At 43.8% G+C, this 19,785-nt stretch carries 25 protein-coding genes; 20 read left to right on the top strand and 5 right to left on the bottom strand.

What is annotated here, in order from left to right:
- Nucleotides 1–1,012 precede the first annotated feature (1,012 nt).
- The 9 genes from rpoE to ASULF_RS00405 all read left to right on the top strand — a co-directional run bounded on the left by rpoE (nt 1,013) and on the right by ASULF_RS00405 (nt 8,717).
- Nucleotides 1,013–1,585, top strand: a complete 573-nt coding sequence (gene rpoE, locus ASULF_RS00445) for a DNA-directed RNA polymerase (RefSeq protein WP_015589722.1) — start codon at nt 1,013–1,015, stop codon at nt 1,583–1,585.
- Between the two features lie 10 nt (nt 1,586–1,595).
- Complete coding sequence (spt4, locus tag ASULF_RS00440) at nt 1,596–1,784, top strand: transcription elongation factor subunit Spt4 (RefSeq protein ID WP_015589721.1); 189 nt, start codon at nt 1,596–1,598, stop codon at nt 1,782–1,784.
- Nucleotides 1,785–1,789: 5 nt separating this feature from the next.
- On the top strand, nt 1,790–2,377 hold the full coding sequence (locus ASULF_RS00435) for a GTP-dependent dephospho-CoA kinase family protein (protein ID WP_015589720.1): 588 nt from the start codon (nt 1,790–1,792) through the stop codon (nt 2,375–2,377).
- Nucleotides 2,378–2,390: 13 nt separating this feature from the next.
- On the top strand, nt 2,391–2,696 hold the full coding sequence (locus tag ASULF_RS00430) for a 30S ribosomal protein S24e (protein WP_015589719.1): 306 nt from the start codon (nt 2,391–2,393) through the stop codon (nt 2,694–2,696).
- A gap of 11 nt (nt 2,697–2,707) precedes the next feature.
- Nucleotides 2,708–2,857, top strand: coding sequence for a 30S ribosomal protein S27ae (locus tag ASULF_RS00425; RefSeq protein WP_015589718.1), 150 nt, complete (start codon nt 2,708–2,710; stop codon nt 2,855–2,857).
- A 16-nt stretch (nt 2,858–2,873) separates the two neighbouring features.
- Nucleotides 2,874–3,842 (top strand): bifunctional N(6)-L-threonylcarbamoyladenine synthase/serine/threonine protein kinase, encoded by a 969-nt coding sequence (locus ASULF_RS00420; protein ID WP_015589717.1) that lies wholly within the window; start codon nt 2,874–2,876, stop codon nt 3,840–3,842.
- Between the two features lies 1 nt (nt 3,843).
- The gene (locus ASULF_RS00415; RefSeq protein WP_015589716.1) at nt 3,844–4,428 is read left to right on the top strand and encodes a Kae1-associated kinase Bud32; all 585 of its coding nucleotides are present in this window, start codon (nt 3,844–3,846) and stop codon (nt 4,426–4,428) included.
- Between the two features lie 106 nt (nt 4,429–4,534).
- A complete protein-coding gene (locus ASULF_RS00410; RefSeq protein ID WP_015589715.1) occupies nt 4,535–7,321 on the top strand; it encodes a PAS domain S-box protein in 2,787 nt (928 codons plus the stop codon).
- On the top strand, nt 7,311–8,717 hold the full coding sequence (locus tag ASULF_RS00405; RefSeq protein WP_015589714.1) for a phytoene desaturase family protein: 1,407 nt from the start codon (nt 7,311–7,313) through the stop codon (nt 8,715–8,717). The genes ASULF_RS00410 and ASULF_RS00405 overlap by 11 nt, the downstream gene beginning before the upstream one ends.
- A 21-nt stretch (nt 8,718–8,738) precedes the next feature.
- On the opposite strand, the gene ASULF_RS00400 is transcribed toward ASULF_RS00405, so the two are convergent.
- The 3 genes from ASULF_RS00400 to ASULF_RS12260 all read right to left on the bottom strand — a co-directional run bounded on the left by ASULF_RS00400 (nt 8,739) and on the right by ASULF_RS12260 (nt 12,167).
- Nucleotides 8,739–9,527, bottom strand: coding sequence for an enoyl-CoA hydratase/isomerase family protein (locus ASULF_RS00400; protein ID WP_015589713.1), 789 nt, complete (start codon nt 9,525–9,527; stop codon nt 8,739–8,741).
- A gap of 15 nt (nt 9,528–9,542) precedes the next feature.
- Complete coding sequence (locus ASULF_RS00395; protein WP_015589712.1) at nt 9,543–11,840, bottom strand: replication factor C small subunit; 2,298 nt, start codon at nt 11,838–11,840, stop codon at nt 9,543–9,545.
- 204 nt (nt 11,841–12,044) lie between these two features.
- Nucleotides 12,045–12,167 (bottom strand): hypothetical protein, encoded by a 123-nt coding sequence (locus tag ASULF_RS12260; RefSeq protein WP_269077383.1) that lies wholly within the window; start codon nt 12,165–12,167, stop codon nt 12,045–12,047.
- A 141-nt stretch (nt 12,168–12,308) separates the two neighbouring features.
- Here ASULF_RS12260 and ASULF_RS00390 point away from each other — a divergent pair, with 141 nt between their 5' ends.
- From ASULF_RS00390 to ftsY, 10 genes are all read left to right on the top strand, one after another.
- Nucleotides 12,309–13,823 carry an MFS transporter gene (locus ASULF_RS00390; protein ID WP_015589711.1) on the top strand — a complete coding sequence of 505 codons (1,515 nt, stop codon included), beginning with the start codon at nt 12,309–12,311 and terminating at the stop codon, nt 13,821–13,823.
- A gap of 513 nt (nt 13,824–14,336) precedes the next feature.
- Nucleotides 14,337–14,579 (top strand): YhbY family RNA-binding protein, encoded by a 243-nt coding sequence (locus tag ASULF_RS00380; RefSeq protein ID WP_015589710.1) that lies wholly within the window; start codon nt 14,337–14,339, stop codon nt 14,577–14,579.
- 16 nt (nt 14,580–14,595) lie between these two features.
- Nucleotides 14,596–15,045 carry a 30S ribosomal protein S19e gene (locus tag ASULF_RS00375; RefSeq protein WP_015589709.1) on the top strand — a complete coding sequence of 150 codons (450 nt, stop codon included), beginning with the start codon at nt 14,596–14,598 and terminating at the stop codon, nt 15,043–15,045.
- A 17-nt stretch (nt 15,046–15,062) separates the two neighbouring features.
- The gene (locus ASULF_RS00370; RefSeq protein WP_015589708.1) at nt 15,063–15,398 is read left to right on the top strand and encodes a DNA-binding protein; all 336 of its coding nucleotides are present in this window, start codon (nt 15,063–15,065) and stop codon (nt 15,396–15,398) included.
- 14 nt (nt 15,399–15,412) lie between these two features.
- Nucleotides 15,413–15,565 carry a 50S ribosomal protein L39e gene (locus ASULF_RS00365; RefSeq protein WP_015589707.1) on the top strand — a complete coding sequence of 51 codons (153 nt, stop codon included), beginning with the start codon at nt 15,413–15,415 and terminating at the stop codon, nt 15,563–15,565.
- 6 nt (nt 15,566–15,571) lie between these two features.
- Nucleotides 15,572–15,841, top strand: coding sequence for a 50S ribosomal protein L31e (locus ASULF_RS00360; RefSeq protein WP_015589706.1), 270 nt, complete (start codon nt 15,572–15,574; stop codon nt 15,839–15,841).
- Nucleotides 15,842–15,854: 13 nt separating this feature from the next.
- Nucleotides 15,855–16,511 carry a translation initiation factor IF-6 gene (locus ASULF_RS00355; protein ID WP_015589705.1) on the top strand — a complete coding sequence of 219 codons (657 nt, stop codon included), beginning with the start codon at nt 15,855–15,857 and terminating at the stop codon, nt 16,509–16,511.
- Nucleotides 16,512–16,531: 20 nt separating this feature from the next.
- On the top strand, nt 16,532–16,714 hold the full coding sequence (gene rpl18a / locus ASULF_RS00350; protein WP_015589704.1) for a 50S ribosomal protein L18Ae: 183 nt from the start codon (nt 16,532–16,534) through the stop codon (nt 16,712–16,714).
- Nucleotides 16,715–16,740: 26 nt separating this feature from the next.
- Nucleotides 16,741–17,175, top strand: coding sequence for a prefoldin subunit alpha (gene pfdA, locus ASULF_RS00345; protein ID WP_015589703.1), 435 nt, complete (start codon nt 16,741–16,743; stop codon nt 17,173–17,175).
- Nucleotides 17,176–17,182: 7 nt separating this feature from the next.
- Entirely contained in the window at nt 17,183–18,244 is a 1,062-nt protein-coding gene (gene ftsY / locus ASULF_RS00340) for a signal recognition particle-docking protein FtsY (protein WP_015589702.1), read from the top strand.
- Between the two features lie 20 nt (nt 18,245–18,264).
- Here ftsY and ASULF_RS00335 read toward each other — a convergent pair whose 3' ends face one another.
- The gene (locus ASULF_RS00335) at nt 18,265–18,660 is read right to left on the bottom strand and encodes a UPF0146 family protein (RefSeq protein WP_015589701.1); all 396 of its coding nucleotides are present in this window, start codon (nt 18,658–18,660) and stop codon (nt 18,265–18,267) included.
- 34 nt (nt 18,661–18,694) lie between these two features.
- On the opposite strand from ASULF_RS00335, the gene rimI reads away from it, so the two are divergent.
- Nucleotides 18,695–19,144: a ribosomal protein S18-alanine N-acetyltransferase gene (rimI, locus tag ASULF_RS00330; protein WP_144060458.1), complete on the top strand. Its 450-nt coding sequence runs from the start codon at nt 18,695–18,697 to the stop codon at nt 19,142–19,144.
- Here rimI and ASULF_RS00325 read toward each other — a convergent pair.
- Nucleotides 19,112–19,390, bottom strand: a complete 279-nt coding sequence (locus ASULF_RS00325; protein WP_015589699.1) for a UPF0058 family protein — start codon at nt 19,388–19,390, stop codon at nt 19,112–19,114. The genes rimI and ASULF_RS00325 overlap by 33 nt on opposite strands.
- Between the last annotated feature and the right edge of the window lie 395 nt (nt 19,391–19,785).

Below are 19,785 nucleotides of genomic sequence, written 5' to 3'. Positions count from 1 at the left end.
TTTTTATTTCTGCTATTTCCTTTCGTATTCTCTTGAGATTTACTTCAACATCTTTAGGGTATCTTTTTTTAACCATCATCTAATAATAATTCTACAAGCGGTATTAATTTTATAGAACTGAAACAGAATTTCACTCTCATCAGAATTAGCTCATTCTTTTCAACATCAACGGTTGCACAGACATAGTATTTCTTTCTCTTGGCTTTGACAACTGTCTCGTCAGTAGCTATCAGGTTTCTTTGTTTTCTCAGCTGTTATCGAATTTCTCTTCAAATTTCTTTATCCAGTTTCGAAAACATCAGTATGGAACTGGATAAAGTTCAGATAAAATTCTGGCAGTTCTTCTAACTGAGGATGTTTGAATGTATGTCGCTATACACAGTATTTTAACAAATGCGGGCGGGAAGTCCTCTTCCGAAAGGGAGGGGATGAGAGCCCGCAAGCTATTTATACCCTCTCTTTTATACTTCCTTTCGCTACCGCAAGGTAGCCTAGGGATGGGACGGCCCGAAGTCATGCCTGTGGACACCGAACCTCTGCCTAGGTCGGCTGAAAGAGCTACCGATGATGGTAAGTTCGGTGGAGGAAGCAGGAAGCTCCTTGTGTGAGCAAGGGGTAGTTCACTTTCCAAAGGTATTTTGTTCCTTTCAAATGCTTTTAGCTCTTTTTACATTTCCTTTACTTTTAGCATAAAAATGCATAATTCTTAGTATTTATAGTATGCTAATGTGGATACGTCCGGTGGGTGGGTAGATATGTTTAAATACTCTGTGTATACAACTGTATAACAACCTAGTAACAGCCGTAAGGGCTGGACAGCCCATAAGGGCTGGTGTGAAAGTAGTCCGTGAGTCCTTCCTTCAGGGAGGATAACGGATAGTGGCTGTGTGAACCAGCCTGTGGGGATAAGGCTTCCTTCGAGAAGCAAACTCCCCACGAAGCTCCTTGCATGAGCGAGGAGTAGTTCACATTGTCTGATCCATGTTATTTGCTGTAATTTCTGGTGATGCTGATGTACGCGAGAATGAAGATTAGGGATACTGTGAGAGTCCCCCCGACAAGATTTGAGGAGGATATTGAGGAAGTAATTGAGGATCTGCTCTGGGAGCAGTTTGAGGGTAAGCTGGACAAAGAGTATGGAATGATAGTCGGAATTGAGAGCATCGAGGAGATAGGTGACGGCAGGATCATAGAAGGAGATGGAGCGGTTTATTTTGATGTTGTTTTTAATGCGATCACATTCAAGCCGTTAATGCAGGAGGTCATCGAGGGGGAGGTTATCGAAATAGTTGAGTTTGGAGCGTTCGTTAACATCGGCCCCCTCGATGGCTTAATTCACATGAGTCAGATAACCGAGGACTATGTCGTGTTCGATGACAAGAACAAACGACTCATTGGTAAAGAGACCAAGAAATCTCTCCAGGAAGGGGATTTTGTCAGGGCAAGGATTGTCGCGCTAAGTCTGAAAGAAAGAGAGCCGGAGAAGAGCAAGATTGGTCTGACGATGAGACAGCCCTGGCTTGGAAACCTTAAGTGGATCGATGAGGACATTCAGAAGCTCATGAAGGAAAAGGAGAACATATGAGGTGAGTGTAATGGTAGATTACGCGTGTAAGAAGTGCAAGTACATAAGCCACGAGTCTGTGGTCTGCAAGAATTGCGGAAGCTCCGATCTAACCAAGGAATGGTACGGATATGTTGTCATAATCGACCCTGAAAAAAGCCAGATTGCAGAGAAGCTCGGTGTAAAGATACCCGGCAAGTACGCGATAAAGGTTGACTGATTGGGATGGCAGTAAAGGGACTCAAACTCCCGGATAGTCTGAGAGATTACCTCGCTAAACCACATGGAAGGCTTTATACAGGCAAGGGCGAGGATACGGTAGAGAAGATCGAGGAGCTTGGAAAGTACAGTCCGCTGATATGTGTTGGTGACCTCGTCACATATTACATATTCAAGGCTGGCTACAATCCGGATATTGTGGTAATTGATTTCAAGACAATAAGAAATGAAATCGATGAAGAGGTTATCAGCTTTATCGAGAGCAAGACTGAGGGGTACGTACGGCTTGATGTCGTGAACCCCCAGGCTTACATAACTCTTGATCTGGTTGAGAAGTTAATCGAGGCAGTCAGTCTGCTTCCAAAAAAGGTTCTGATTGTGGTTGAGGGGGAGGAGGATTTGGCAGTTTTGCCGCTGGTTTACATGCTGCCGCTAAACTCCCTTTTGCTTTATGGTCAGCCGAGGGAGGGAATCGTTGCGGTGGTCATCAGCGAAGAGAAAAAAAATATTATACCTGACATACTGCAAAGGATGGAGAAACTTGAGGATGGAGATCTGGTAATGGATTTGGTTATGGGGGAAGGATCAGGCTAATGGAGGTGAGTTGATGGAAGTTGAGGTTGAAAGGGAGAACATAAACCCATTGCTTAACAGGAAGGAGATATACCTCAGGGTTAAGTATCAGAACAGTCCAACACCATCTAGGAATGAGATCAGGGAGAAGGTTGCAGGACTTTTCAATACCGAACTGGAGAAGATAGTTGTAAGCTACATAAAGCCACAGTTCGGGCATGGTGAAGCGATCTGCTATGTCAAGATCTATAACAGCGTTGAGGATCTGAAAAAGACCGAGCCAAAGCACATAATCGCGAGGAATTTTGAAAGCGAATCTGAGTCGGAAGAGGGAAGTTAAGGAGGGATTTTATGACAGTCTCAAAGTTCTATGAGATAAAGGGCGAGAAGCTAATCAGGAAGAGGAAGTTCTGCCCGAGATGTGGAGAGGGCGTATTTCTCGCGGAACACAAGGACAGACTCTCCTGTGGGAAGTGCGGATATACTGAATTCAAGAAATAATTTTTAATTTTAAGAAATGATCTCTCTCGGGATAGAAGGTACCGCGTGGAGTTTGAGCATAGGTGTTGTTGATGAGGAGGATGTAATACTCCTCGAAAGCGATCCCTATGTTCCAAAAGAGGGGGGAATACACCCGAGGGAGGCAGCGTTACACCATTCAGAGAAGATAGGTAACCTTTTAAATAGAGTATTCTCGAAAATAAATCCGGAAGAGATTGATGTTATCTCATTCTCTCAGGGTCCGGGTATGGGGCCTTGCCTGAGGATCGTTGCCACTGCGGCAAGAGTTCTTGCTTTAAGGCTTAAAAAACCGCTTGTGGGTGTTAATCACTGCTTAGCTCATGTTGAGGTTGGACGGTGGAAAACTGGGGCTGAAGATCCCATTGCGCTTTATGTCAGCGGGGGGAATTCGCAGATAATTGCCAAGCGGGGAAGCAGATACAGGGTGTTCGGAGAAACGCTCGATATTGGACTGGGCAACGCCCTCGATAAGCTTGCGAGATATATGGGGTTGAAGCACCCTGGGGGCCCCAAGATCGAAGAGCTTGCCAGAAAGGGGAAAGAATACTACGAGTTGCCCTATGTCGTCAAGGGCATGGACTTCTCCTTCAGCGGGATGGTGACATCAGCCCAGAAACTGTTCGATACTGGTAGAAGGATGGAGGATATAGCCTTCAGCTTTCAGGAAACTGCCTTTGCGATGCTGGCTGAGGTTTCCGAGAGAGCCATGGCGTATCTGGACAAGGATGAGCTTCTGCTCGTTGGTGGTGTGGGAGCCAACAGCAGGTTGCAGGAGATGCTGAGGGTTATGTGCGAGGACAGGAATGCGAGTTTTTATGCTCCACCAAAACATCTGATGGGCGACAATGGTGCCATGATAGCCCATCTCGGATTGCTGATGTATCGTAGTGGATACAGGACATCCATCGAGGAGTCAACAGTAAAGCCCAACTTCAGAATAGAGGATGTGGAGGTTTCATGGTAGCATGATCGTCTATCTTGGCGGAGAGGCAGAAGTAAGGATTTTTGAGGATGTGGTTCACAAGATCAGAAGAAGAAAGAGATATCGAATTGAGAAGCTGGACAGCATCCTGAGAAAGAGTAGAGTAAAAACCGAGGTGAATATAATCGCCTCGGCGAGAAGGTGTGGTGTACCAACACCGATAGTCCTCGATGTTGATGGTTATACAATCATTATGGAGAGAATCAAAGGCACACCCTTGAAGGAGATAATGAACGAGGAACTGAGTAGGGAGGTTGGAAGACTCACGGCAAAGCTCCACAGAAAGGGGATAATACATGGCGACATAACGCCTATGAATTTGATTTACAAAGATGGCAGGGTTTACTTCATAGATTTTGGACTATCTTTTTACGATGACAGGATAGAGCCCAAGGGTGTGGACGTTCATATCTACTTTGAGTCTCTGAAGGCGTACTTCGAAAACTGGATTGATCTGAAGGAAGCATTTATTTCAGGATATAGGGAATACGAAAAGGCTGAGGAGGTTCTGAAGAGGGCTGCGGAGATCGAGGAGAGGGGAAGGTATGTTGAAAGAAGAATGATGTGATTGTATAATTGTGTGGTTGTATATTCACCAATTCGAAATTGGAATGAAGAAATTGAAACGAAACTCAACAGCAAAAGGTTAAAGAACTATATTGTTAATTTTAAGTATGGATAATAATCCTGGTTCAAAAGATTTATTCGAAAGTTGTGAGGACTCGTTGTTGGACAACCTTCAGGATTATGCCATATTCTTTCTGGATGCTAACGGGAAGATCATTTCTTGGAATAAGTCTGCAGAGAAACTTATGGGGTACAGGGCTGAAGATGTGGTTGGCACTCATTTTTCAATCCTTTTCAGCAAGGAGGATGTTGAAAGTGGTGAGCCAGATGATGAATTGAAGATTGCGCTCAGAGAGGGAATGTATGTTAAAGAAGGGGTCATGCTGAGAAAAGACGGCTCCAGATTTCTTGCGGAAATAGTTACTGTCTCTTTGAGAGACAGTAACGGTAATCTGATGGGATTTGCCAAAATTGTGAGGGATATTACCGAAAGAAGGAAGCTCGAAATAGCCAAGCGAAGGATGAAAAGGGCGTTAAGAGTTCTTTGCAGGGTGAACGGTGCAATAATCCACTGTGAAAGGGAAAACGAATTGCTGAACAAAGCATGTCAGATTATTGTTGATGAAGGAGGCTACAGGTTTGCTTGGATAGGATATGTGACGCCAGATGATATAAAACCCGTTGCAAAAGCTGGCGAGGGGGATGTTGAACTCCCTGACTTGTCATGGAATGAAGATGAAGGTCAGAGGGATTTGGAAGGAACTGCAGATTCAGCAGCGATAAAAACCAAGAAGCCCATCTTAAGGGATACGAGGTATGGTTCGGCAGTATCTCTTCCACTCGTGTACAAAGATGAAGTATTTGGGGTCCTGAACATCTATGCTGGAGAGAAGGATGTTTTTGATGAAGATGAGGTAAATCTGCTGAAGGAGCTTGCAGAAAACCTGGCTTTTGCGATTGCTGACCACAGGGCTAGAGAGAATGCCGAGAGAGTAAACAAGGCGATGCAGTTTTTATTAAAGCTATCGACAATGGAGGTTGATACGAACACACTGCTGCACGAGGCTTTGAATGAGGTTGTGAAGCTGACTGATAGCAAGTATGGGTTTTTCGGAGAGTTCGGTGCCGATGACTTCAGAGCTCTCGTATGGTCGAGGGATGTCATGGCGGAATGCAGGCGGAATGAAATTCATTTTCAGGTCAGCAAGGGGAGTTTGTGGGCTGAGGCAATAAAAGAAGGAAAGACATTGATAATAAATCAAGGTGAATTCAGACTTCCGAAAGGGCATGTTCCGATTAACAATTTCCTTGCCGTCCCAGTTTTCAAGAATAATACTGGATTTATGATAGGTCTTGCTAATAAAAGCTCCAATTACACAAAAGCCGATGCAGAGCTTACGAAATTCTTTGCAGTTAACATGCAACAGATTCTGGAAAAAAAGAGAGTGGATGAACTGCAGAGAACAATTATTGAAAGCACGGGAACTGCAATGATTATCGTGAAAGAAGATACCACGATAAGCTACGCAAACAGAATTGCCGAAAAGCTTTTCGCTCTACCGAAAGAACGCCTTTTAGGTAAAAGCTGGATCGAGTTCACAGCCAAAGAAGATAGGGAAAAGATACTACGCTATCATAAACTCAGAAGAATAGATCCGAAGCTTGCTCCAAAAAGCTATGAGGTGAAGCTCATCGATGCTAAAGGGAGGGTTAAGCATGTCCTGCTTATAATCTCAATGATGAATCCTAACATGAGCTTAATCTCTCTGATTGACATGACTGAGATGAGGGAGGCTGAGAAGGTCATAAAAGAAAGTGAGATGAGGTACAAGCTGATCTTCGAGAGTTCAATGGACGGGATCATTATAATGGATATGGACGCAAGGATCATAGACTGCAACGAATCAGCATTGAAGATCCTCAATACTCGCCGGGAGGAAATAACTGGCAGAAAGTTCACTGAAATTGGTATAATCGATGAGGAAGACCTGCCGTATTTTATGGAGCGATTTTACAGAGGAATCAGTGAGAAAAAATCAGAGATGGAGTTAAAAGTGAGGGTCGATGGCGAAATAAAGTGGCTCGAGATTTTGTTAAACCTTATAGAGGTGGATGGCAAGCCCGATATGATCCTCAGCATTATAAGGGATATAACCGAAAAGAAACTGATGGAGGAGAAAGAGAAAGCATATGTCAGGCGATTGAAAATCCTTCACGAGCTCGACAAAGGCATACTTGCCAGAAAACCCCTGAACGAGAGTTTAAAACCAGTGGTTGAGAGTATCAGAGATTTTGTAAGGTGTGATGTTGTAGCCATCCTCGCATACAGGGAAGATGGGCTTGAAGCTGTAGCGACAAGCTCGAATATCAAATCTGATGAAATTGATAAAATCCTAAAGATGGTACGCATCGAGAAGACCAGAGTCGATGATTTGCTCGAGCTAAATGAGTTTTCGGAACTTGAAAAACAGCTTCTGAGAGCTGGTCTGACATCATACCTCTGCATGCCCCTAATGGCGAAGGATGAACCTGTTGGTGTGCTGTTTCTGGCATCTAAGAGAAGAAAAGCCTTTGATGAAAAGATGGAGTTTATAGTGGATATTTCAGCGCAGCTTGCAGTGGCACTGCATGAAGCAATCCTGTCTGAAATGAGGCAGAGGGCTTTTGAGCAGATAAATGATAATATTGAGAAGTTTGCAATTCTGGTTGACAAGATAAGGAATCCACTCTTCGGGATTTCCGGAATTGCGGATACGATGATAAGCGATGAGAGAGCCAAAAAGCTGATAAAAGAACAGGTTGATAGGATTTTGGAAATAATCTCCGCTCTGGATGAAGGCTGGCTCGAATCCGAGAATATAAGGGAGTTCCTGAAGAGAGGGTATGGGAGCTAAAATGGTTATGAGAATGGGAGAATTCGATGTTGCAGTCATAGGTGCTGGAATTTCCGGGCTGGCTGCATCCTCGCTGTTAGGTAAATCAATTTTGATTGAAAAGTTGCATAGAGCAGGAGGAACATCCTACTCCTTTAAAAGGGAAGGCTGTATGTTTCTAACAGGCCCACTGGGTTTTTCGTATCCGGAGCTTGTGAGGTCTCTGCTGTCAAGGTTTTCGGTATATACCAGATTCCGCAGAAAGAGCTACAGGATAAAGGCTGGAGAGATCGATTTCAGAATTGACAGCCTTGATGTTGTGGAGAGGGAGCTTAAAAGGCTGTTTCCACATCAGGATGTCGAGAGGGCGATTGAGGACATAAGGAGGGCTATTGGTCTGTTGAGCAACAGGTTCTTCTGGAGGGGCAGATTTTTTGAGATCGATTTTGACAGGATCGGGAATGGGGTACTGAACTCTCTCAGACCAGCAAACTTTGAGCCAGATTTAGAAAAAACACCTTCAGCAAAAGAGTTCTTCTCTGAATACATAGATAACGAAATCCTGCTGAACATACTATCTGCTTTAGGCCCTAAGGACTCAGAGCAGTCCCTTGCATCATGCATTCTGATGTGGAACATAATCGACAAAGGGATCTGGTATCCGGAAATAGGATTTAAAGGAATAATTGATGGCATGGCTGCTGATTTGAAAGCTAAAATCGTTAAAAATACTGCAGTAAGAAGCATCGAATCGGGAGACAAATTCAGAATAGAAACCAGCAGAGGTGTTTATTTTGCCGATAAGCTCATTTCGTGCATGGATCCCTTAAAGCTGTCGGAGATTCTGGATGTGAGGGTTAAAAGCCTGGAGGACTTGAAGCCAGGAGGTTCAACGCTCACAGTGTACTGTCTGACAGATATGAAGGCTGACTCGGACCACATACTGTACTATCCCTCCCTTGATGAATCGAACAACCTGTCAGAAAACAGATTTTACGATAAGGAAATTGAGATCACTTTTTTACACAACCTTAGCGACGAGTTCTGCCCGGGATCGGTGATGATCCGTGCGGCAATGGACTATGATGAGTTCAAATTTGAATCAAAAGAGGAGTACAATGAATTCAAAAAGCAGGTTTCAGAAGAGCTGGTTGAGGTTGTAAAAGCTGTCAATATCGATAAAATTAAAATAGTTGATTCCTCCACCCCGATAACCTATGAGGTCTGGGGTGGCAGATACAGGGGCTCGGTAGCAGGATGGGACTGGAGCGACGCTTATCCGAGATGTCTGGTTGAAACAGACATTCCTGGTTTGTATGTTGCAGGACTCTATTCCTTTTCCATCCCGCTCTTCGGAGGTTTTCCGACATCGCTGCTCAGCGGGTTTATGGCTGCGGAGCTTGCCCTGAATGGTTGAGCCAAAAAGTGAGTCAAAAAGCTACCTGAATCTCGGCTCCCTTCTCTCGATAACCGCCCTCAAACCCTCCTCGAAGTCATCGGATAGCATTGTCTGATATGTATGCTCCATCTCTATTCTGAGATGCTCTTCAAGCGGGTTATCGAAGGCTATGTTCAAAAGCTGCTTTATCCTCGCCACGGCATCTTTTGGGGCCTTGAGGAATTTCTTTGCAATCACATCTCCTCTGGATTCAAGCTCATCTGGCTTAACAACCTCGTTGACGATCCCGCATTCGTAAGCCTTCCTGGCTGAGAAGGTCTCTCCAAGGCACATGAGTTCAAAAGCCCTCTTTATCCCCACATGCCTTGGCATGAAGTATGATGTTCCGATGTCCGGGCTTAATCCCAGTCTGATAAATCCGCTGAAGAATATCGTGTCTTCGGATGCTATTGCGTAATCTGCAGCAAGAACTATGCTTAATCCGGCTCCAAAGGTAAAGCCTTTCGTCAGCACAATTATTGGCTTCGGCAGATCCCTCATCTTCTTGATAATCCCAAAGTTGAAGACATCTCCAAGATCCTGGAAGTTCTTTCTGTCCCTTATCTGTTCGAGGTTCTCAAGCGTTTCCTTGACATTAAGTCCGGCGCAGAAGCTTGACCCTCTGCCGCATATTATGATAACCTTGATATCATCCCGTTCGCACAGTTTGAGTGCATCAGCAAGCTCCTTAGCAGTCTTCAGACTCAGGGGATTGTGTTCTTTTGGCCTGTTGAGGATTATTCTCGCTACACCATCATCAACAACAAACTCGATGTTCTCAAAATCCATGGCCGGGATATCAACTCACTCCTTTTCAACTTTTTCCTTTTTCCTTTTCGCTATGGTTGATAGGAATGCAAGGTATGCATCGAGCTGGATTCTCTCATTGGATCCCTCAGTCAATCTGAAATCAATCTCTCCAAGCTTATCGATCAGAACGACTTTCAGCCTTTCATCAAGGCTGGAGGATATGATCTCTTTGAAAAGCTGGTTCACGACATCCTCTCCAGACATGCCGTACTCTATGAGCAGGTGTTCGAGCTTCTCTCTTGCCTCCAGAAAGTTTCCTGATAAAGCCAGCTCAAGCAAATCCTTCACTTCCTCAGGTCTGGCGGTTGCCGTGATCTGGAATATGACCTCAGCATCAATTTTTTCTCCGAAAGTCGCAGCTCCCTGAAGGGCGTTTATGGCCTTCCTGAAGTCTCCTCCTGAGACATATATCAGAGCCTGCAAACCATCTTCGGTTATCTCAACATTCTCCTTCTCACAGATCTCGAGGAGCTTCTTCTTCATTGCCTCCTCCGATATCGGCCTGAACTTGAAGACAGCACATCTGCTCTGTATTGGCTCGATAATTCTGCTAACATAGTTGCAGCTTAGAATGAACCTGCATATCTTTGAGTACATCTCCATCGTTCTTCTCAAAGCAGCCTGTGCATCAGCAGTAAGGGCATCAGCCTCATCCAGAAATATTATCTTGAACGGAGCATCTCCAATTGGAGCCGTTCTAGCGAACTCCTTTATCTTGTGTCTAACAACATCAATACCCCTCTCGTCTGAATTGTGTAGAAGTACCGGTACATTTCCAGCAAAGAACATTTCGTTACCGGGCACTGAGACATCGTATACGAAGTCGTTGTAATCCACAGCCTCTATCTCCCTGACCCTGAGAACGTGTAAATCTGAATTAACGAGGTTTCTCAAGTTTTTCAAGACTTCTTTTTCCTTCTCAGTCAAACTTTCTACATCCACCATGTCCAGAATTTTCTTCAGTGTTTGCTTTGAAACTGTTTTCCTGTTTTCGTATAGCTGATGCCTCATTTCGTAGCGCCAGTTACCTTCGATTTTATCGCTTATTCTTTCAAAGAAATTCACGAATATCTCCGCTGGCAACAACTCAGATTTCTGATAACCCATGCCACCTTTCCAGATTAATCTAACCTCTCTATCGAAAATAGAGCTTTCTATACCCGTCATTCTGGAAAGCCATGCCACATCTATCAGCAAATCTTTCGACGCTGAGGAAATCCTCACAATATTTGCCCATTCACCATAGCCATCGCCGTCAGCCAACCCTCTTAGAAATGCCATCTTCGCTTCAAACGGCAATTCATAAACAAATCCCGGAATTCTCTTGTTTTTAGCCTTAAAACCGTAGCCATCGTAAAAGTTATCTCTAACAAACTTAGCAAGCTGCGTGCTCAGAACTTTGATCTGTTTCGCCGAGTACTTGCTCCTATCAAAGCCCGACGAAGTGTATGTTTCGTATATTTTTAGTCCAAGAGATTCCGAAAACTCCTTTATCCTGCCAATCTGTTCAAGTTCATTGCTTCCAAACGTATATACTACCTGCCCTGAAGTGTCACCTCTGATGCTTACCGCTCCTTCCGCAGCGTAAGCACCGAAAGACCATGAAACAAGCTCGTTAACCTCCAGCTCATCTATAACCCTAACTCTCGAAGTTACGGATCGGGGCAGGTAGTCAGAAAATGACAGCTTATTAAGAGACCCACCAAGTTTTGACACGAAAGATATGAAGAAATCCCCTTCTTTTATTTCGCTTGCCTTCTTTGCGACGAGGCTACCGTTTTTGTCAAGCAACATAACTGCGTGATTTCCAGTCAGTTCAATTACTCCACCACCTTCTACACGAACTCTGAGAATCTTTCTGGCTTTGTGTCTTATTATTTTGGATACTCTCGCCCATCTGACCCTGTATTTTTCATCAACAGTAAGAACTTCCAGATCTCCGGCATCTGCGTACTCGACATCATCGCCACAGCCGTTAAAGTACATCCTGTCTAGATCTTCGAAAGTTAACCTTTCAACAGCACCATTAACTCTGACCGTAACAGGTGTACTCTTAGAAACCGATGCATTCATCTCTATGAAATTATCTCTCCAGTTCTCTCCGAACAGGTCTCTTGTCAGGGCTATTGCTGAAGCGGTCTTTCCTGTACCGGGAGGTCCGGCGAAGAGTAAATGAGGTATGTTCCTCTTTTCAACATAACCCTTAAGCCTTTGAACAATGGCATGCTGACCAACAACCTCATCGAGCGTTTTAGGCCTGTATTTTTCCACCCAAATTTCCGATTCGAGCATTACTCTTATCGATGAATCTTAAGTATTAAAATTTTGGTGCTATAGCATCAGTTAAAGCTTAATTGGTATAAGGGGACACACAATAAAGCTCTCAATCTCTGAAACTAATCAAGAACTAAGGAAATCTGTTCCAGAATCTTGCTATCCTTAAGCCTGGAAAAGAATCTCTCTACGCAATTCCTCAACCAAGTTTCATGTCTGTATCTAGTCTTTGTGAAGCCCAAGTGCCTCATATCCACAAACTTCTGGCTTGTTCTCACAGTATTTGAGGACTCTCTCAAAACACATGAGCTTAAGCTTCTTCTCCCTTCTGAAGCCCGTAGCCAAGCATTCTTTAAATAGCTTTTTTAGTATAAATATTATAATTTAATTAATTTAACATACAAATCTTTACTGAGAGCACCCATCACTTGCTTACCGATAAGTTTATATGCTGGACAATTATTTCACAGTGTTCGTGACCACCATATGGAAAATGAAGAGCCTGAAATTGATCGTAGCTTGAAAAATCTGCTGAGGGATGGATTAGCGTCTCAGATAATGTTCTCACTGGTTACTGTACCGATTATATCCTCGTATCTGGCACTGATGAAAGCAAGTCCTTTATTAATAGGATTTGTTGCAGGAATTCCGTATCTCTCCCAACTCGTTCAAATTCCTTCGGTTTACATTGCAGAAAAATACAGTAGAAAAAAGATATGTTTAATCTATAACCTCCTTTCAAGGATTTCCCTTTTGCTGATTGCTATAGCTCTTGCAATTGATTTTGATAACTCGGTTTCGCTTGTAGTAATACTTTTCACAGCATATACAGTCTTTAAAGAAGCTTCGAGCCTGCCATGGAGCTCTTGGATGAGAGATTTAATCCCGGACAACATGAGGGGTAAGATATATTCAAAGAGAATTGCGAATGGAAAGTTCATCGCACTATTCGCGGTTTTATCCTTTGCAGTCTTATTTAACTACCTCGGATCTCCAGCGTTCATTCTGCTCTTCATGACAGCATTTTTGGCTGGAGCTGTAAGTCTGTATTTTATAACTGGAATTGATGATGTTGATGTTGAGACGAAAGGCAAGAGAAATCTGAGAGAACCCTTCAAGAACATTAACTTTGTTAGACTGACATCCTCTCTATCCCTCTGGAGGTTTGCATCAGGGATGTCCACTCCTTTCTTTTCAGTTTACATAATATCCGTACTGAATTATCCCTTATGGGTTGTAATAACCCTCGCATCAGTGAGTCAGCTTAGCTCAACTTATTTCTTGAGAATCTCCGGTAAAATGATGGACATGTTCGGTAACAAACCTCTAACGATTTTATCTTTTTCATCTTTCTCTCTCGCAGCACTTCTGTTTACATTTACAACAATGCCAGAAAGGCATCCACTAACACCGATGATCCTGGTCCTGATTTACATCATAGATGGGTTCTACTCCAACATCCCTCCCATTGCGGTTATGAACATGATCGCAAAAATAACTCCAAAGGGAAATTCAGCATCTTACTATGCAGCAAATAATGTAGCATCATCTTTGTTTGGAGCTCTCGGATCTCTTACAGGAGGTATCATAGCATCAGGCCTGCTATATCTAAACTTTGGTATTAAAATAGATATTGAATCCACAATTGGATTTCTCCAGATACCAGCAATTCATCTTGCAGGATATGACTTTCTTTTCCTGATTTCTGCTTTCCTATCCGTCCTTTCTGTAAAGATTCTCAGGAAGTTCGAGGAGAGCAATGCAGTTGATGAGGAACTTGTTAAGGAAGAAATTAGAAAAGCAGTTTATCAAGATGTACTTAGCGTTATATCACATACACCTCTAGTTACAGTCCTGGATGGTTTCAGTGCAAAATTTATGGCTCAGATGAGAACGCAGGATGTTTTTCAGAGCTCCTTGGGTGTTAAAATAAACCCAAACAAGCAATTTGAGTTTGCCCCGGGCAAAATTGAAGATATCGAAAAGATTAAAGAAAACTAATTTCATCGTTTCATGTCAAAAACACTCTGATGTTTCAACTCACAGACTCATTCACTCGCATCTCGAGGCTCACAATGTTTCCAGAACATTCAGCTGGGAAAAATCTTATGCCTCATACAACACAAAACTTTTTAACAAATGCGGGCAGGAAGTCCTCTTCCGAAAGAGGCTGTCCAGCAATTCAAATTTGTGTGAAAAAGGAGGTCGCTCAGGCCTGCAATTTAAAAATAAACGGGATGAATTATTATTCTCAGTAATTGTCGGACAGCCTCGAAAGGGAGGGGATGAGAGCCCGCAAGCTATTTATATCCTCTCTTTTATACTTCCTTTCGCTACCGCAAGGTAGCCTAGGGCTGGGACAGCCCGAAGTTACGCCTGTGGACACCGAACCTCTGCCTAGGTCGGCTGAAAGAGCTACCAATGATGGTAAGTTCGGTGGAGGAAGCAGGAAGCTCCTTGTGTGAGCAAGGGGTAGTTCACTCGATTCAGGATGAAGTTTGAAGAAGGGGTAATATGAGGAAAAGTCTGCCAGAGAGAATATCAACGATAAACATTGGGAAAAACGGTTTGACGGAGAATGTGATAAAGGAAATCAATTTCCAGCTTGAGAAGCGGGGAGTGGTTAAGGTCAAGCTACTCAGGAGTTTCAGAGAAAGCACAGGCAGGGACAGGAAGGAACTCGCAAGAGAGGTAGAGAAAAATATTAATGGCAGACTCGTTAGCCTAAGAGGTATGGTGCTAACCTTCGTAAAATAAAATCAGGAGGGTTAAGATGACGACTGTATATGATGTTCCAGCTAATGAACTGATCGAGTATGTCGCAAAGAAGCTCGAGGAGATGGAGGAGTTTAAACCCCCAGAGTGGGCAAACTTCGTTAAAACAGGAGTTCACAAGCAGAGGTCTCCGGAACAGCCAAATTGGTGGTACTTAAGGACTGCAGCCATATTCAGAAGGGTCTATACCGATGGACCGGTTGGTATTCAGAGACTGAGGACTGTATTTGGGGGAAGGAAGAGAAGAGGCTCAAAGCCACCGAGATTCGCAAAGGGCAGCGGTTCAATCGTAAGGAAAGCACTTCAGCAGCTTGAAAAGGCGGGGTTTGTTGAAAAGGTTGATGGAGGAAGGATCGTTACACCCAAGGGCAGATCTTTCCTTGATAAATCTGCAAATGAACTCAAAGAGAAGCTCGTTGAGAAGATACCCGCTCTGGAGAAGTACTGATCTCCGGGGGGGTTTTGATGGATGAACTTGAAGAGATAAGAAGGCGGAAGCTCGCGGAACTTCAGGCACAGAGGGAAAGGGAGCTTGAGGAACTCAGGAGACAGCAGGAGCTTCAGAGTGAGATTCAGGCTCAGAAGAAGGCAATATTGAGGGCGATACTTGAGCCCGAAGCCCGTGAAAGGCTTGCAAGAATCAAGCTCGCTCATCCTGAAATATCCGAGTCAATAGAGAACCAGCTCATAGCTCTCGCTCAAACTGGAAGGTTGAGGCAGAAGATAACAGATGAAATGCTCGTAGAAATTCTGAAAAGGGCTCTGCCCAAGAAGAGGGAGACAAAAATTATCAGAAAATAAAGTGGGGTGTTTTAATGGGAAAGAAGACAGTAGGTGTTAAGTTCAGGCTTGCAAAGTTTTACAGGCAGAATAGGAGAGCACCTTTGTGGGTAACCTTGAAAACGAAGAGGAGGGTATTTTCCAGCCCGAAAAGGAGACACTGGAGACGCAAAAAATTGAAGGTGTGATGTGAAATGACCAAGATAGTTCTTGAACGGGTTTATTCTGTAAGGCTCAGGCAGAAGCTTAAACCATATCCAAGATGGCTCAGGGCGAAGAAGGCAATGAAGTTCCTCAGGAAGTTCCTCAGCAGGCACATGAAAGCAGAGCCGGACAACATCAAGTTCGATACGAGGCTGAACGAGAAGATATGGGAGAGGGGTATTCAGAAGCCACCGGCGAGGATCAGAATAAGGGCTGTAAAGTTCGATGATGGAATAGTTGAGGTTGAACTCGCAGATTAATTTTTGATAGCAGATGTCTGAACTGCTTTCGATTCAGGGCGTTCCACTTGTGGGACTCTATATCAGGGCCTCAGAGGATTACGCCGTTGTCGGGGTTAGGGATGAGAAGGTAATCCAAATCGTTGAAGAGGAGCTTGAGGTAAAGGCTATCAGAACAACAATCGCAGGATCTGAGCTGGTTGGAGCGATGGTGGCCATGAACTCCACAGGAGCAGTGGTATGCCGGCATGTCAGGCAGAAGGAAATAGAAAAGATCAGCAGGTACATTGATGTCAGGGTTGTGGACACGAACATGACCTGCCTGGGGAACAACATCCTCATCAACGATTATGGAGCTATTGTCCACCCTGAACTGGACAGGGCGTTGATTGAGGAGATATCAGACTTTTTTGGAATAAAGATTCTGGTGGGCACGATAGGCGGTATAAAGACAGTTGGCATGTCAGCTTGTGTGACGAACAAGGGAGCGCTCGTGAATCCGAACTCAACCGAGTGGGAGATGAAGAGGCTCTCTGATATTCTGAAGGTACCCGTGGAGAAGGGGACGATAAACTTTGGAAGCGATATGGTGGGGACAGGAGTGGTGGCGAATACGAAGGGATATATAGCCGGCAGAGACACAACCGGATTCGAGCTTGGAGTGGTTGAGGAGGCTCTTGGCTTTATTTAGATGTTTAAGGGGTGGTTGTGATGATGTTTGAGGTGAGCGGGAAGTTCAGGAATGGTGAGATCTGGACGAAGTTCAGAAAGGTTGTTGAGGCTCATAACGAGAATTTTGCAAGAGAAAAGGTTCTGTCTTTGATCGGGAGCAACCATAAGGTTAAGAGAAACCTTATAAAGATAGAGGAACTCAGAAAGATTGAAGAAAATTAATTTTTTAGATGTAGTGGGTGAGGCTGATGGACAAGGATGAGGAGAGAATAGCTCAGGAAGCCCAGCAGAAGCTGGCATTGCTGCAGCAACTCCAGAGTGAGGCGGAGGAAATCCAGAGGAAAATATTTGAGGTTGATGTTGTTCAGGCTGAGATTGATAGAACTATAGAGACCCTCGAGTACTTTGAGAAAGTGGAGGACGATGTTGATGCCCTGATCAACCTTGGTTCTGGAGTGTTTGCGTATGTTGACATCAAGAACTCGAAGAAGATGCTTGTTGATGTTGGTGCTGGAGCGGTAATCGAGAGAGAAGTGAGTGAGGTTCTGGATATACTTAAGAAGAGAAAGGAGTCAATTCAGAAAGGAAAGGACAGGTATATTCAGCTTCTTGAGGGCGTTTATTCTCAGGCAAGGCAGTTGCAGAAGGAAATTGCTGAACTATCAAGCCAGTTGAAGGAGTAGTTCAGGTATGTTCAAAAAGCTCAAGGAAAAGCTGAAAATTTTTAGAAAGAAAGTAGATGAGGAGGAAGCCCGGGAAGAGGTTAGGCAGGTTGAGGCCAGAGAGGCCAAGCCTGAGCCTAAAGTTGAGGCTGAAGTGGTAGAGGAGAAGAGAAAAGAAGTTGAAAAGGAGGCTAAAAAGGAGAAGGTCAGCTTAAAAGATAAGATCAAGGCTGTAGTTTTTGAGAGAGAGGTAATTATTGATGAGGGCAAGCTTGAGGGAATCCTATCCGAGCTCGAAATGATTCTGCTCGAGAGTGATGTTGCATTTGATGTTGTTGATGAGATTACCCAGAAGTTGAAGGACAGCCTTGTTGGAAGGAGAAAGAAAATAGGTCAGAAGCTTTCGGATATCGTTATAGATGAGCTCAAATCCATTTTGAAGGATATACTCGACAGGAACAGATTCGATTTTGATGAATTCGTAAGGAATGTGGATAAGCCAGCGAACATACTATTTGTTGGAGTTAATGGTACTGGGAAGACAACCACAATAGCGAAAATAGCGAAGAGGCTTACGAGTCAGGGCTACTCGGTTGTGGTGGCAGCCGGGGACACATTCAGGGCTGGAGCGATCGAACAGCTGGAGGAGCATGCCAAGAATCTGGGTGTGAAGATAATAAAGCACAAAACTGGAGCCGATCCGGCAGCGGTGATATTCGATGCGATAAAGCATGCTGAAGCCAAGGGTATAGACATAGTCCTCTCAGATACCGCAGGGAGGATGCACACGAAAAAGAACCTCATAGATCAGCTTGGCAAGATAAAGAGGGTTACAAAACCGGCACTGACGATATTCGTCGATGAGAGCCTTGCCGGAAATGATGCGATAGAGAGAGCGAGGATGTTCAACGATGCCGTGGGGATTGATGGTAGCATTCTGACAAAGCTGGATGCGGATCCAAAGGGTGGAACGGCTATATCCATAAGCTACATAACCGGCAAACCCGTGCTGTTTGTTGGGACTGGACAGAGTTACGATGATCTGGAGAAGTTCAGTTCGGAATGGCTGATCGGCAGAATTTTTGATTGATTCTTTTTGGTTGATTCTCTCTACTCAAATGATTTCAACTGCCTTAAGTAAAAGTAATCGCCCAGGTGGTTTACAAGCTCCAACCCCTCAGGATGCTCTCCATACAGTGGCTTTATTATGCAGTCAGCCATAACTCTGTCGGAGAGTCTGATTATGTGTTTATACAGTTCATAAGGCGGTCTTATCGAGTATATCAGACTTGAGTTTTCATAGATCTCGATTCTTGGATTTCTTATATCATCACACTCGAATGAAACCCCCTCTGGCGGTTCAAATCTTTTCACATCCACGCAGACTATGTTGAAACCTCTTTTTGAAAGCTCAAGTGCAACATCAAACCTGTTCCCGCAGCAAACCTCAACCACCTTCCCGCTGTAGTTTTTGGAGATGAAGGCTGTGAGCCCATCGAAGACCATATAGTTAAATATCTTCTCTGTGCTATATATTACTGTGCTTTCGGTTGTGATAAGGAGTTACACTAGCAGAGATGTGAAGGATATGCTTGAAATAGAGAAAGAAGCTTTTCAGCCAGCTAACCCGTCATACGATCTGTTCGTTTACATCTCTCACAGTGACGATCTGCTCGTGGCAGATATAGGCGGGAGGGTTGTTGGGTATATTGCGGTAATGGACATGGATTCATCAGCGAAAATAATCTCGTTTGCCGTGAAGAGGGAGTTCAGGGGAATGGGGATAGGTACAATACTGTTAGATAAGGCACTGGTAAGGTGTAGGGAAAGAGGGAAGAAATCAGTTTATCTTGAGGTCAGGGTTTCAAACGAGAGGGCACAAAAATTGTATAAAAAAAAGGGATTTAAGATTATCGATGTAATCCCGAGCTACTACAGAGACGGAGAGGATGCGTATCTAATGCTGTGCAACACTACAGACGACCTCTAACATCTCTCTCACTCGTGGGTTTTTAACGACATCTTCCGGCTGAGATTCTTTAAAAATGTCTGTTATGCCTTTGCAGAGTGTCAGAATTGCTTTTTTGTGCTCAGCCTTGCTTTTATGGATGTGCACAGGCTGAATGCCAAGCTTATCATATGATGCAAAATGTCCGTTTGCGATTCCTGCCTCTTCAAAGAACCTCTTCATGTGAAACAGCGTTAAGTGCAGAAATACAAGTTCTTCCTTGTGCATAGGAATCCCCCACCCTGGAATTTGAAGGGAACAAAGAGTAAAAAAATTTATTGGTCGAACTTTAATAATATGATACTACGACATTTAATGTCAAAAGTATAAATACAAATTTCATAATTGGGTAGTTTATTATTAATCATTTTATTTTTGCCATGGTTTTTGTGGGTATGTTGCTTTTTGCTGGTGGATATTGAATTTATAAATATTTTTACAATATTTTTACACAGGGTTACAGGGTTTACTGAAACCCGTTAGACGGTTACAGTTTAAGTGTTTGTGCAAAGCAATACTGTAAACGAAGTGCCGGAAGCTGGCATTGAACAAATGTTTGTTTTACCACCCACCACATACTTAATACTCGCTAACATGGTGGAGTTGTAGTATACCTTTCAGCT

The sequence above is a fragment of the Archaeoglobus sulfaticallidus PM70-1 genome (genome assembly GCF_000385565.1).
GTDB classification, from domain to species: Archaea; Halobacteriota; Archaeoglobi; order Archaeoglobales; family Archaeoglobaceae; genus Archaeoglobus_A; species Archaeoglobus_A sulfaticallidus.
Note: the sequence above shows the minus strand (reverse complement) of the source record. Positions and strands in the feature narration are given on the sequence as shown.